Source organism: Pseudarthrobacter sp. NPDC055928 (assembly GCF_042270935.1).
Taxonomy (GTDB): domain Bacteria; phylum Actinomycetota; class Actinomycetes; order Actinomycetales; family Micrococcaceae; genus Arthrobacter.
In genome coordinates this window covers 560,408-573,121 of sequence record NZ_JBHJZH010000001.1, presented here as the reverse complement: position 1 = coordinate 573,121, position 12,714 = coordinate 560,408, and the positions used below count along the sequence as shown (strand labels likewise).

Here is a 12,714-nt window from a genome sequence, read left to right as displayed (position 1 = left end):
AATCCTCAAGGAAACGATCATGAGCAGGATCTTTGTCACCGGCGGCTCCGGCCGGCTGGGACGCAGCGTGGTGGCCGGGCTGGCGCAAGCCGGGTACGAGGTCATCTCCGTGGACCGCGACGCCATCCCGTTGGACCAGCTGCCGGCCGGCGTCGTACAGGCAACCGGCGACCTCCTGGTCCCGGGAGAGGCCTTGCGCCTCCTGAAGGAAACCAAGCCCGACGCCGTCATCCACCTCGCGGCGATCGCCGTGCCGTTCAGTGCCCCGGAAGAGGTCATCTTCGCCACCAATACCCGGCTGGCGTTCGCAGTGATCAGCGCCGCCACGGAACTGGGTATCGGCAAGATCATCACGGCCAGCAGCCCCACCGCGCTGGGTTACGGCTGCCCGGCGGGCTGGCTGCCGGACAGTTTCCCGTTGGATGAGCGCACCACGCCCAAGCCGTGGAACGCGTACGCGCTGTCCAAGCTGATCGCCGAGCAGACCGTTCAAATGTTCGCCGCGGCCCAGGGGGAGAAGATCCGCTATGCCGCGTTCCGGCCCTGCTACGTGATCTCACCGGAGGAGTGGGAAGGTGCGCCCACGCAACAGGGCCACACCGTGGCCGAGCGCCTGGCGGACCCCGCCCTGTCGGCCCCGGCACTGTTCAACTACGTGGACGCCCGCGACGTCGCCGACTTCCTGGACGTGCTCCTGCAGAAGATGGACTCCATCCCGAACGGGGAAACCTTCTTCGTCGGAGCAGCTGACGCCCTCGCAACGGCACCACTGGCCGAGCTGATGCCGCGATTCCTGCCCGGAAGCGAAGCCCTGGCCGCCGGCCTGACTGGCACCAGCCCCGCCTTCTCCATCACCAAAGCCCGCGACCTGCTCGGCTGGGAACCCCAACGCAGCTGGCGGACCGAACTGAAAACCACCACCAACCTCAACGACGAGACAGCCGCCTCGCTGGTCACAGCCGGAGCCGGATCCAAGGAGACACCATGAAATTCGACGGCGTTTTGTTTTTCCCCGTCACCCCGTTCACGCCGGAAGGTTTTATTGATGTGGAGCTCCTCAAGGAGCACATCGGCTCGCGGCTTCCCTTCGGGCCCGGCGGCGTTTTTCCCGCTTGCGGGACCGGTGAATTCCATGCCTTGAGCATCGATGAGGTGCGCACCGTGGTGACTGCCGCCGTCGAGGTTGTGGCAGGGAAGGTGCCGGTGGTCGCCGGAGCCGGCGGACCGCTGGGCCACGCCCTGGCTGCTGCCCGCGTGGCGGAGGAAGCCGGTGCCGACGCACTCCTGGTCCTGCCGCCGTACCTTGTCACCGGCCCCACCGACGGCCTGGTGGCGTACATCGAAGCAATTGCTGACGCCAGCAGCCTGCCAGTGATCGTCTACCACCGCGGCAACGCCAAGTTCACTGCTGCCTCCATGGCACACCTCGCAGCCAACCCCAAGGTGATCGGCTTCAAGGACGGCTTGGGAGACGTGGGCCTGGCCCAGGAGATCGTCTCCGCGGTCCGCGCCACCGGACGCGAGGACTTCGCCTTCTTCAACGGCCTGCTGACCGCCGAACTGACCCAGGGCGCCTACCGTGGCCTGGGCATCCCGCTCTACTCTTCGGCCGCGTTCGCCATGGCACCGGAGATCGCCAAGGCGTACTACGACGCCTACATGTCCGGTGACGAGGAGCGCCGCAACGCCCTTCTCGAGGGTTTCTACGCTCCACTGGTGCGGCTCCGTGACCAGACCCCGGGTTTCGGCGTCTCGCTGATCAAGGCTGGCCTGCGCCTGGGCGGCCTGGCTGTTGGGGGCGTCCGCCCGCCGCTGGTGGACCCCACCGAGGATCAACTGGTCCAGCTGAAGTCCATCCTGGCCAAGGGCTACGAGCTGGCCGGCCGCTGATGAGCGCGCCCGCCGTCGAAAGCGTCCGGACCGCACCGCTCATCACCGGTCTGTCCACGCGGCTCCTGACCGTCCCGCTGCGCCGCAGCTGGGGAGTGGAAGCCCCGGAAAACCACGTGATCGTTACGGAAATCGAGACGGACGACGGCGGTGCGGGGCATGGTTTTTCCTGGACGCCCACCATTGGCCCGCAGGCCGTCAAAGCACTCCTCGACTACGACATCGCACCTTTCGTGACGGGTCTGCCCGCCAACCCCGAGACGGTGTGGGACGCACTGTGGAAGCGGCTGCATGAGGCCGGCGGCGGGGGACTGACCACCATCGCGATGGCCGGCGTCGACCTTGCCCTCTGGGACCTCCAGGCCCGCCGCGCACAGACCTCAGTCACCGGGCTTCTGGGCCAGCGGCAGGAGTCCGCGGAGGTGTACGGCTCCGGGGTAAACCTGCACTACACGCTGGAGGAGCTGGTGGCCCAGGCCGAACGCTGGGTCGCCGCCGGACACCGGGCCGTCAAGATCAAGGTGGGCAAACCCGACATCCGTGAGGACGCCGAACGCGTGGCCGCGGTCCGGACCGTGCTCGGTCCGGACCGCAAGCTCATGATTGACGCCAACCAGCGCTGGGACCTGCCCACAACCTTCAAAGCGTTGGACGTCCTCGCGGAGTTCGGCCTGGAATGGCTCGAGGAACCCATCCGCGCGGACGACCTCTGGGCCTACCGGAGGCTGCGGAAGCACTCGCCCGTCCCCATTGCCCTCGGCGAAAACCTGCACACCATCTACCGGTTCCGCGATTTCATTGAGGCGGAAGCGGTGGACATCATCCAGCCCAACATCATCCGGGTTGGTGGCATCACACCGTTCCGCCGGATCGTGGAACTGGCCCGGACCAACAGCATCCGCGTGATGCCCCACCTGCTGCCGGAACTTTCCGGCCAGCTGGCCCTCACCCTGGCGGAGCCCACGCTGGTGGAAGACGTGGAGGATGCTTCCTTCGAACGGCTGGGCATCCTGGCGGGGCCCTCACCGGTCCGCTTCAACAACAGCCGCCTGACCCTGACGGATCAGCCGGGCCTTGGCTTCCGCTTCAAGGACACGCCCTCGCCCTGATGCAGATCCTATGACCGCCGATACGACACTTCCCGACGAAATACAGGTACCCCAGTGACTACTGCAACCCTTTCACTTTCCGAACTCACCGCTGCCGCCGCCCGGGCAGCCTCTGTCGCCGCTGCGGCGACGGACAAGGAGCGGGCAGGCTGGCTCAACGCCGTCGCCGACGCGGTTGACGCCAACGTGGCCGAACTGGTGGAGATCGCCGACTCGGAGACCCGGCTCGGCACGGTCCGGCTCACCGGCGAGGTGGCCCGCACGTCCGGACAACTTCGGCTTTTCGCCCGCGTGATCACCGAAGGCTCCTATCTTGAGGCGATCATTGACCATGCGGACCCGTCCGCCACCCCGCCCAAGCCGGACCTGCGCCGAATCCTGCGCCCCATCGGTCCGGTGGCCGTCTTCTCAGCCTCCAACTTTCCGTTCGCGTTCTCCGTTGCCGGCGGCGACACCGCTTCCGCCCTGGCCGTGGGTTGCCCGGTCATCGTCAAGGCCCACTCGGGGCACCTGAAGCTTTCCGAGCGGACGGCCGAGGTGGTCACGGAAGCCCTGCGTTCCGCCGGTGCCCCGGATGGCCTGTTCGCCCTGGTCAGCGGCCGAGAGGTGGGCACCGCGCTGGTGCAGGATCCCGCCATCAAGGCGGTGGGCTTCACGGGCTCCATCCCGGGTGGCCGGGCGCTCTTTGACCTCGCCGTCTCCAGGCCCGATCCCATCCCCTTCTACGGCGAGCTTGGCAGCCTGAACCCGGTGGTCATCACCGCTGCGGCGCTGGCCGAGCGCTCCAGCCAGCTCGCGGCGGGCCTCGCATCCTCGTTCACCATGGGTGCCGGCCAATTCTGCACCAAGCCGGGCCTGGTGTTCATTCCGTCGGGTTCGGGCTTCGCCGCAGAACTCGCAGAGGCCAGCAAGGACAAGCCGACGGCGGCCATGCTCACCACCCGCATCTCCGACGCCTACCCGGATGGCCTGCGCAGCGTGGCCTCGCTGCCCGACGTGACCATCGTCAGCGGCACAGCAGACCAGGACGCCACCCGCGACGGCGCCGCACCAGTGGTCTTCTCCACCTCCGCCGCCAACGTCCTGGAGCGCCCGGACGAACTGCTGGAGGAATGCTTCGGCCCCACCACGCTGCTGATCGAATACGCGAGCCAGGAAGAGCTATCCGCTGTCCTGGCCAAGGTTCCCGGCAGCCTGACCGCCACGGTCCACGCCCAGCCGGGTGAGGATGTCGCAGAATTCGTGGAGCAGCTGTCCGGCCTCGCTGGCCGTGTCCTTTTCGACGGCTGGCCCACCGGGGTAGCAGTGAACTGGGCCCAGCAGCACGGCGGCCCGTACCCCGCCACCACATCGCTGTTCACCTCGGTAGGCGCGACGGCGGTCCGTCGTTTCCAGCGGCCCGTGGCCTACCAGGATGCTCCGGAAACGGTCCTGCACCCGGCGCTCCGCGAAAGCAACCCGCTGGGAATTCCGCGCCGCGTGGACGGTGAGCTGGTTCTTCCGTAACAACGCTCTCGCAGATAACGTCGGTTTAAACGAAACGCTCTCTCCGTAGTGAACTGCTCCCCGGAAGTTGGACTGAGAAATTCAGTTCCGACTTCCAGGGAGCAGTTCTATGTGAGAGAGCGTTTTGGCTAGGGCTGCAGCGTGAGGGGGCGCTTGAGCCCGTTGACGGTGGTGGTGGGCCAGCGGTCATCAACGGTCAGGACCTTCATCCCCGACTCGGTGAGCTGGACCGTATCCTCGATCTTCACACCGGGCCCTGACGGGTTCCAGGTGAACGGCTGGTTGAGCACCACGGCGTCGGTGGCGGCAGCGGTGACGCGCGGGTCCCGCCCGGCATAGCCGGCCGGTCCGCCCTGGTGGTGCTGCTCCCACTGCTCCGAGCCGAAGCCGTGGCGGACGTACGAGGCCTTAATCTCTCCGAAGATGCGGTCAAGCCGGGTGCCGGGGACGGTCGCGTCAAAGATGTCCGCCTCAACGGCGGCGATCCGGGACTCGGCGTCGAGCTCCGCGGGCGTGCCGCCGTCGAACCTTACCCAGCGGGTGATGTTGGCAACCAAGCCATCCCGTCGTGCGCACACCACTGCCATGGCCCGGCGGCCAAGCGGCGCGTGGGTAGCCAGCGGGTGGCGGAAATCGCTTCGCGAACTGCCGTTGCACAAGAGGACCAGCGGCTCCGCGCCGGCGGCCACCACACGGCCGGCGAGGGCGGACGCGAGCTCGAATTCAGTGGTTTCCGGCCGGGCGGTGGACAGCACGTCAGTCGTGATGCCCGCCAGTTCCGCGCTGAGGTGGGCGTAGCGGGCGCTCTCGCCGGGGAGCAGCTGCTGCCGGGCAGCCCTTAGCTCGGTAGCCACCGCTGCCTCGGCGAGCGGAGTGCCCGCGCTGCTGCCAGCAGAACGTCCGACGGCGGCAGCGGCCTCGTGCAGGTTCCCGTACCAGGGGACGGTGTGTAGGGAAACTCCCGCCGGGAGTTCCTCGGCAGCTATGCGTCCGGCCTCATTGTTGAACGTGACCAGGTGGTCGCCTGAGCGGTCCACCAGCAGGGCGGCGATGGGATCTCCCGCCAGGCTGATATGCACGCGGCTGCCATCGAGGTACCAGGTCAGCGCGGTGTGGGTGGTCAGCAGGAGCGAGTCCTGGCCCTTCGCGTCGAGGATATCCAGCACGCGCCGCCGTTTGACCTCGCGGTCGGCTGTGGAGGCGGGTGCTGTCCGTTTGCCGGCGGGCGGCGAATGGTGTGGCGCGGGTGTGGCGGTGGTCTGGCTCATGAATTGTCCCCCTGCGTTTTGATCAATGTCTCAATGTCTTCCGTGCCCAAAATTCCGTCGGCGATGAACACGGTGACGCTGCGGCGCACCGGCGTGCCAGGCTGGGCAATCACCGGGGCGTCCCAGGCCAGTGACTGGCCAACACCCGGGTAGCCGTCCACCCGGACGAACCACGGATCCGTGGAATCCGCCGCGGCGACGAACACGAGAGTGGCGGTACCGCCGCCCGCAGGTTCGGCCAGCGTGCCGCCGTCGTCAGTTTCCGAACTGAACCTGCCGGACCAGGCGAGCCACGGCGTGACGCTTCCGTGCACGGCGGCCTCACCGGTGCCCGATGGCGTCCAGACCGCTGCCCCGGAGCATTCCGGAAGGCGCCAGAAGAACCCGCCGTAGCCGCCCTGGTGGCGGCCGTTGGAGCCGGGGCTGCCCAGGCTCACCGGGTTATCGCCCGCGGGGGAGAGCGCAAAGTCGAGGCTGAGCCGCCAGGCGGAGGAGCCTGCCAAGGCCCACGTCCAGGTGCGCTGCTCGGTCAGGACGGGAGCGCCGTCGGGCCCGTTCCAGGACAGGGATTCGGCCAGCCGGCCGCCCGCCGGGGACTGTTCGACGGCGGTTCCGCCTTGCGTCTGGTCCGTGCGGACGATGGTGCCATGGTCCGGCCGCCAGACGTATTCGCCGGCTGCCCGGGTGTAGGTACGGCCGCCCCAGAAGTTGACGCCGTCCACGTCCTGCAAAGCCACGCCCACACCCAGGTGCCACACATGGTCCAGCGGCTGATGATCGGTGACGACGGTCCCGCTGAGGGTGCGGACCGGGTGGAGGTAGGGGCGGGGCGAGGAAACGGCGCGGATGTGGCTGCCGTCCTGGTACTCGGCCACAGGCCCACCGGCGAGGTCGAAGGTCTGCACCGGAGGCACACTGCGGGCCCAGGGGACGCCGAGTTCGGCGAACGTCGCCTGGGCCTTGGCCGCGCGCTCGATGAGTTCAGGGATGCCGTTTACTACGGGGTGTGCGTCGTCGCCGGCGCCTTCCCAGGTGAGGTGCGCGGCGGGAATCTCCTGCGGGTCGGGAGCCGTGCGGATGGCTTCCAGCACGGACGTGAAAGCACCTGTGTCCGGCAGACTGCACAGCAGGGGAGCGCCGGTGCTGCGGGCATCGAGCAGGTTCTCCAGCAGGTCGGTCCGCCCGAAGGTCTCGCGGCGCTCGCCGGCTGCCGTGGTGGTGACTACTTCGTCCTCCGTGTAGAAGAACATGATGTCCCCCTGAGTGCCGTGGACCGTCACGGAAGGGTTCTGCTGCTCCGGGGCGCAGAGCGTTAGGCCGCACAGCAGGGTCTGCCCGGCCGCGGTGCGGACGCGGATCACGGAGGTGTCGTCGCTCTGGGTGTCATTGGCCCGGTAAAGGTCAGTCTCCACTGAGGCGACGTCGGCAACGGTATGCGCACCGGCCAGATGTAGCCCGGTAGCTACGGCATGCGCCAGGGCGTTCGTGGCCACGCCGTCCACAACGTCGGTGCCATCGAGGCTGCGTTTCCCGGCCCAGCGGGACCGCTGGAAGTAGCCCTTGGTCCGCAGCCACATGCCCTGGGCGCTCAGACCGAGGACATCCCCGATCTCGCCGGAAGCGATCGACTCGCGGATCGCGGGCAGGGCCAGGGACCCCAGGCTCTGGAAGCCCACTTGGACCAGCTTTCCCGACGCATTGGCCGCATCCAAAACCTCCTGGAATTGCGCCATGGAAGCGACGGGGGGCTTTTCCACGTATACGTCCGCGCCTGCCGCCAGTGCAGTCAACGCCAGTGGAGCGTGGGTCTGGATCGGGGTGGCCAGGATGACCACATCCGGGGCCGTTCCCGACGCCAGCAACTGCTCCAGGGTAGTGAAGACCGCCACGGAAGCCCCCAGTGTCCCCTCCTGCGGCGGATGAGGATCAGCCACCGCCACCAGTTCGACGGCGCCGGCCGCCTCCAGCCGGGCCAGGTTGGCCAGGTGCCGCTCACCAAAGCCATGGACGCCCACCAGGGCTATCCGCGGACGGTCAGTTGGAGCTGAGTCGGTGCCGGGTTTCGCGGCGGAGTGCGGCGTTGTGGTGCCAGGTGCCGCGAAGGCGGATTGTTGAGTCATCGATGGTCCTCGGTGCCGATGGGAGTGGAAAGGGTTAGATGGTGCTGGGTGGCGGGGCTTTCGGCGCCTAGAGTTCTGGCTAAGTACCTGATGGCTTCATTCTGCATCCCGGCGGTGAAGACGTGACCGCCTGGCCAGAAACTTCCTGTGTAGGCGCCGGGCGGGTGCAGTGACTCCAGTATTAGGTGGGCCTCGCGCATGCCGCTTTCGGGGAAAAGCTGGTCCGTCAGGGCAAACTGCACCAGGAAACCCTCCGCTTCGGATCTTGCGGTGAGTTCCGGCCAGTCGCCCAGTTTCCAGAGCCCCGGCGTCTGGAGCAGCCAGGAGTGGGCGTCCAGGTAGGCGGGCAGGAGTGACTCGAACGTGGCCATCATGCAGGTCACCACGTAGTTCTTGATCCGCGGGCTCAGCGCAGCCAGCGCGAGCGACCGGCCGCCGCCGCCGGAGAAGCCAATGCAGCCCAGCCGCTCCGGATTCACCCCCGGCAGGGAGGCAAGGATGTCCAGTGCCGCGAGGTCGTCATGGGCAACCATTCCTGCCAGGCTGGTGCCCAGCAGGCCAGCGGCCTTGGCCACGGTGTCTTCATGGATGCCCGCGGCGGCGTTGTACAGGTCCGCATCGGTTGGTACGACGCCGTCCTCCCGCCATAGCGACTTCCTCGCGTCCAGCGCTGCGGCCGTTCGCCACGGCGGTACGGAGAGGTCGAACCGGCGGCTGCCCCACGCAAACGTGTCATGGGCCAGCACGGCAAAGCCGGCGCGGGCCACCTCCGTAGCCAGTGCCTGGCCGTCGTAGTGGCCCGCCCGCGCCGCCGCGGCGGCAGGATGGGACTGCGGAAGTTCCACCAGCCGGTCCGCTCCGCCGAACTTGTTTCCGCCGTGGCAATGCAGGGCGAGCACACCCGGCAGGGCACCGGAAGCCCCGTCCGGGCGCACGAGCCAGCCCGTACTGCGGGGGCCGAAGCCCAACTGCCAGCTGAGCTGGGAGGTGGTGACGCCGTCGTACGTTTCCTCCCAGTGGACGGTGACATCGGCCGGAGGGGCGGCGGCGGGGACGCCCAGGGCATCCGCGAGCTCCTGGGCTTCCGGGGTGGCGGCCTGGTGGCGGGGCTGGTGCCGGACATAGCCGGGCCAGTCCTCATAGCCCCCAATGGCGCTGGGCCGCGTGGGCTCCTCTGGTGTAGTCACTGGCCTGCCTGTTGTTCGATAGGGGACTGGTGGGCGTCGGCGGCGGTCAGCCGAGGTTCTGGTTGACCTCGGAAATCATGCCCTTGGCGGCGTCCCGCGGGGAAACCTTACCGAAGAGTACATCCGTATTGAATCGGTTCAAAACTTCGAGCGTTGCGGATGACCCTGCGGGGAACGGCTTCGGCGCTGCAATGTTCAACTCAGCGATCCGATCCAGGTAGGCGGCTTCCTTCTGCTGGGAATCCTTCAGGAGCGGGGTGATGCCGGCCTTCAGCTCGGTGTTGGCGGGCATGCCGCGGTCACTCTTGATCTTCTTGGCTGCATCCATGTTGTTCACCAGGTAGTTGATGAACAATGCCGCTTCCTTGGGGTGGGCCGACTTGGACGAGATGGCGTACTCCATGGACGAGCGCAGCCAGGCGCCCGGTTCCTTGCTTTCACCGGGCATCTTCATCATGACCAGGGGCGAGCCCGAGTAGGAGGTCATCTGGTTGCTCCAGGAGATCTTCATAGCCTGCTTGCCCTGGCCCATCAGGGTCAGTTCAGGCTGTGCGGATCCGTCTTCCACCGTCTGGGAGGCCGACGGCGCCCCGCCGGTTTCCATCAGGTTCTTGTTCAGCTCGAACCACCTGGTCAGCGTGTCCTCGCTGATGCCCATCTTCTTGCCGTCCTCGGTGTAGAGGTCTTCGCCGTTCTGGCGTGCCCACACTGCCAGGAACGAATCGTTGGCCATGGGGGTGGTGCCGAAAGTTCCCGCCGGCGATTTCTTGGTGATTTCCGCGGCGATATCCGCAAAGTCGTCCCAGGTCCAGGTCTCGTCATCCGGGAGTTCCACGCCGGCTTTTTCGAAGACCACGGGATCGATGACCATCGACATCGAGTTCACCCCGGCGGTGATGGTGTACTGCGTGCCGTCGATCTTCCCCAGGTCCACAGTGCCCTCGGCGAACTTGGAGGTGTCCAACTGGTCCTTGACTTTGTCCAAGTCCAGCAGGACGCCGCGGCTGGAGTACTCGCTGGGATAGGAACCGCTCATGGCGAAGACATCGGGGGTGGTGCCGCCAGCGATCTGCGTGGCCATCTTGTCCCAGTACGAGCTGAACTCGGTGTTTTCGCCCTGGACCTTGATGGTGGGGTTGGCGGCTTCGAAGTCCTTGATGACTTCCAGGGTGGTCTTGGCGCGGGAGTCGTTCCCCCACCAGGCGAACCGGATGGTGACCGGATCTTCCACGGTGCCCACTTTTCCGGCTTCAGGGTTGCCCCCGCAGCCGGTGAGGACCAACGCGAGTGCCGCCGTCGTTCCGGCGATGCCCAGTAAAGACTTATGGAGACCAAACCGCATTGTTGTGCCCCTCGGGTGTCGAAGTGTGGATAGAGTGATCCTGGTAACAGAAAACGCTTTCTCAAAAGCTAACAAAGGGCTATACAGGAGTCAAGAAACCGTTTACTTTGGTACGGAGCCGCTTTTTACACGTCCCGTCCGGCGGCGGCAGAACCGGACCGCGGAAACAGCCTCAGCCGCTCCGCGCAGCACCCGAAGTCCGCCACCGGAGGCGGGACGCATCCCGATCGCCCCGGCGATCACACCCCAGACGTGGAGGGCCACGATGACCAAAGGAGACCACATGGCCGATAAACACATCTCCAGGACGCCCCGGCCGGCAGGCTTGCCGGCACCGGCGGTCCTGCTGCGTGAAATGGAGTCGCCGCAATGAGCGCCATCAGTGAACTGAGCTCGATTTCCCGGCGTAAGGGCAAGGCCACTGCCGAAGAGAAGAAGGCCAACGGCCGGGACAATAAGGCCGCCTACATCTTCCTGCTGCCGTGGCTGGTGGGCCTGGTTGCCATCACCATCGGCCCGATGCTGATGTCCTTGTACCTGTCCTTCACGGACTACAACCTCCTCCAGCCGCCGGAATGGGTGGGCCTGGATAATTTCACCCGGATGTTCTCGGACGCCCGGCTGCACAACTCACTTGGCGTGACATTCACCTACGTCCTGGTCGGCGTTCCGCTCCAATTGGCCGTGGCGCTCCTGATCGCGCTGGTCCTGGACAAGGGCCTGCGCGGCCTGCCGTTCTACCGCTCCGTGTTCTACCTGCCGTCCCTCCTGGGCGGCTCGGTGGCTGTCGCTATCCTCTGGAAGCAGATCTTCGGCACCACCGGCCTGGTCAACCAGGTCCTGGCGATGTTCGGCATCCAGGGCCCCGGCTGGATTTCAGACCCCAGCACGGCGCTGGGCTCCATCATCCTGCTGCACGTCTGGACGTTCGGCGCCCCGATGATCATCTTCCTGGCCGGTCTGCGACAGATCCCGGTGATGTACTACGAGGCCGCGAAGGTGGACGGCGCCAGCACTCTTCAGCAGTTCTGGAAGATCACGATGCCAATGCTGAGCCCGATCCTCTTCTTCAACCTGGTCCTGCAGATCATCGGTTCGTTCCAGTCGTTCACCCAGGCGTTCATCGTCTCGGGCGGAAACGGCGGACCTTCCGACTCCACGATGTTCTTCACCCTGTACCTCTACCAAAAGGGCTTCGGCCAGTTCGACATGGGCTACGCCTCGGCCATGGCCTGGTTCCTGCTGGTCATCATCGGTGTGTTCACCGCCATCAACTTCATCGCTTCCAAGTATTGGGTTTTCTATGACGACTAAGCTGCAGACGCTGCCCGCCCCGGACAGGAAGACTTCCGGCGCCGGCAAGCCTACGAATCACCGTAAACCCCGGGAATCCCGCGGGACCCTGGCCTTCAGCCGGAAACAGCGGACCAAAGCCCTGGGCAAGCATGCCATCCTGATCCTCGCCGGGGCCCTGATGATCTACCCGCTGCTGTGGATGGTGGTCTCTTCCCTCCGGGCCAACGAGCTGATCTTCCGCGAACCGGGACTCTGGCTCAACAGCCTGGAGATGAGCAACTACACCGACGGCTGGTCAGCCCTGACCCACCCCTTCGGGCACTACATGATCAACTCCGCGATCGTGGTCATTGGCTCCATCCTGGGCAACCTGATCTCCTGCTCGATGGCCGCGTACGCTTTCGCCCGGCTGCAGTTCAACGGCAAGAAGCTCTTCTTCGGCATCATGCTGCTGACCATCATGCTTCCGTTCCACGTGGTCATCGTGCCGCAGTACATCCTCTTCTCCCAGATCGGGTGGGTGAACACCTTCTGGCCGTTGATCGTCCCGAAATTGCTGGCCACCGAGGCGTTCTTTGTCTTCCTGATGGTCCAGTTCATCCGCGGTATTCCAAAGGACCTGGACGAGGCCGCACGCATCGATGGTGCAGGCCACCCCCGCATCTTCCTGCGCGTCATCCTGCCGCTGATGGTGCCGGCACTGGCCACGACCACTATTTTTACGTTCATCTGGACCTGGAACGACTTCTTTGGCGCCCTGATCTACCTCACGGACCCTGACATGTTCACTGTTCCGGTGGCCCTGCGCGCCTTTGTGGATTCGCAGTCCGCCACCAGTTGGGGCTCGCTGTTCGCCATGTCCATCGTGTCCCTGCTGCCGGTCTTCCTGGTCTTCCTCTTCGGCCAGCGGTTCCTGATCAAGGGCATCGCCACTACCGGCATCAAATAGCCCTCACCGGCGGCTGCCTCCTACGAGCCCGTCGCTCGAAACCGACT

At 66.1% G+C, this 12,714-nt stretch carries 10 protein-coding genes; 6 read left to right on the top strand and 4 right to left on the bottom strand.

The window, feature by feature from the left end; all coding sequences use genetic code 11:
• The first annotated feature begins 19 nt into the window (after positions 1–19).
• Genes ACFC25_RS02740 through ACFC25_RS02725 form a run of 4 tightly spaced genes read left to right on the top strand, consistent with a single transcriptional unit; the run spans position 20 to position 4,505 of the window.
• The gene (locus ACFC25_RS02740) at positions 20–988 is read left to right on the top strand and encodes an NAD(P)-dependent oxidoreductase (protein WP_337346011.1); all 969 of its coding nucleotides are present in this window, start codon (positions 20–22) and stop codon (positions 986–988) included.
• The gene (locus tag ACFC25_RS02735) at positions 985–1,890 is read left to right on the top strand and encodes a 5-dehydro-4-deoxyglucarate dehydratase (protein WP_376043893.1); all 906 of its coding nucleotides are present in this window, start codon (positions 985–987) and stop codon (positions 1,888–1,890) included. The genes ACFC25_RS02740 and ACFC25_RS02735 overlap by 4 nt, the downstream gene beginning before the upstream one ends.
• A complete protein-coding gene (locus ACFC25_RS02730) occupies positions 1,890–2,999 on the top strand; it encodes a mandelate racemase/muconate lactonizing enzyme family protein (RefSeq protein WP_376043891.1) in 1,110 nt (369 codons plus the stop codon). Before ACFC25_RS02735 ends, ACFC25_RS02730 begins: the two co-directional genes overlap by 1 nt.
• 54 nt (positions 3,000–3,053) lie before the next feature.
• Positions 3,054–4,505 (top strand): aldehyde dehydrogenase (NADP(+)), encoded by a 1,452-nt coding sequence (locus ACFC25_RS02725; RefSeq protein WP_376043890.1) that lies wholly within the window; start codon positions 3,054–3,056, stop codon positions 4,503–4,505.
• A gap of 128 nt (positions 4,506–4,633) precedes the next feature.
• On the opposite strand, the gene ACFC25_RS02720 is transcribed toward ACFC25_RS02725, so the two are convergent.
• From ACFC25_RS02720 to ACFC25_RS02705, 4 genes are read right to left on the bottom strand one after another with little or no spacing between them, the layout of a single operon-like run.
• Positions 4,634–5,773, bottom strand: a complete 1,140-nt coding sequence (locus ACFC25_RS02720) for a M24 family metallopeptidase (protein WP_376043889.1) — start codon at positions 5,771–5,773, stop codon at positions 4,634–4,636.
• Entirely contained in the window at positions 5,770–7,893 is a 2,124-nt protein-coding gene (locus ACFC25_RS02715; RefSeq protein ID WP_376043888.1) for a DUF6807 family protein, read from the bottom strand. Before ACFC25_RS02715 ends, ACFC25_RS02720 begins: the two co-directional genes overlap by 4 nt.
• Entirely contained in the window at positions 7,890–9,080 is a 1,191-nt protein-coding gene (locus ACFC25_RS02710; RefSeq protein WP_376043886.1) for an acetylxylan esterase, read from the bottom strand. The genes ACFC25_RS02715 and ACFC25_RS02710 overlap by 4 nt, the downstream gene beginning before the upstream one ends.
• A gap of 46 nt (positions 9,081–9,126) precedes the next feature.
• Positions 9,127–10,422, bottom strand: a complete 1,296-nt coding sequence (locus ACFC25_RS02705) for an ABC transporter substrate-binding protein (protein ID WP_376043885.1) — start codon at positions 10,420–10,422, stop codon at positions 9,127–9,129.
• Between the two features lie 369 nt (positions 10,423–10,791).
• On the opposite strand from ACFC25_RS02705, the gene ACFC25_RS02700 reads away from it, so the two are divergent.
• Together ACFC25_RS02700 and ACFC25_RS02695 are read left to right on the top strand one after the other, a co-directional pair.
• Complete coding sequence (locus tag ACFC25_RS02700) at positions 10,792–11,736, top strand: sugar ABC transporter permease (protein WP_337346020.1); 945 nt, start codon at positions 10,792–10,794, stop codon at positions 11,734–11,736.
• Positions 11,726–12,667, top strand: coding sequence for a carbohydrate ABC transporter permease (locus ACFC25_RS02695; RefSeq protein ID WP_376043884.1), 942 nt, complete (start codon positions 11,726–11,728; stop codon positions 12,665–12,667). Before ACFC25_RS02700 ends, ACFC25_RS02695 begins: the two co-directional genes overlap by 11 nt.
• The last annotated feature ends 47 nt before the right edge of the window (positions 12,668–12,714 follow it).

What these genes read in the sequence shown, in the direction of transcription:
- ACFC25_RS02730 (WP_376043891.1), top strand. Translation starts at nt 1,890, where the DNA reads ATGAGCGCGCCCGCCGTCGAAAGCGTCCGGACCGCACCGCTCATCACC.
- ACFC25_RS02700 (WP_337346020.1), top strand. Translation starts at nt 10,792, where the DNA reads ATGAGCGCCATCAGTGAACTGAGCTCGATTTCCCGGCGTAAGGGCAAG.
- ACFC25_RS02740 (WP_337346011.1), top strand. Translation starts at nt 20, where the DNA reads ATGAGCAGGATCTTTGTCACCGGCGGCTCCGGCCGGCTGGGACGCAGC.
- ACFC25_RS02720 (WP_376043889.1), bottom strand. Translation starts at nt 5,773, where the DNA reads ATGAGCCAGACCACCGCCACACCCGCGCCACACCATTCGCCGCCCGCC.
- ACFC25_RS02715 (WP_376043888.1), bottom strand. Translation starts at nt 7,893, where the DNA reads ATGACTCAACAATCCGCCTTCGCGGCACCTGGCACCACAACGCCGCAC.
- ACFC25_RS02695 (WP_376043884.1), top strand. Translation starts at nt 11,726, where the DNA reads ATGACGACTAAGCTGCAGACGCTGCCCGCCCCGGACAGGAAGACTTCC.
- ACFC25_RS02705 (WP_376043885.1), bottom strand. Translation starts at nt 10,422, where the DNA reads ATGCGGTTTGGTCTCCATAAGTCTTTACTGGGCATCGCCGGAACGACG.
- ACFC25_RS02735 (WP_376043893.1), top strand. Translation starts at nt 985, where the DNA reads ATGAAATTCGACGGCGTTTTGTTTTTCCCCGTCACCCCGTTCACGCCG.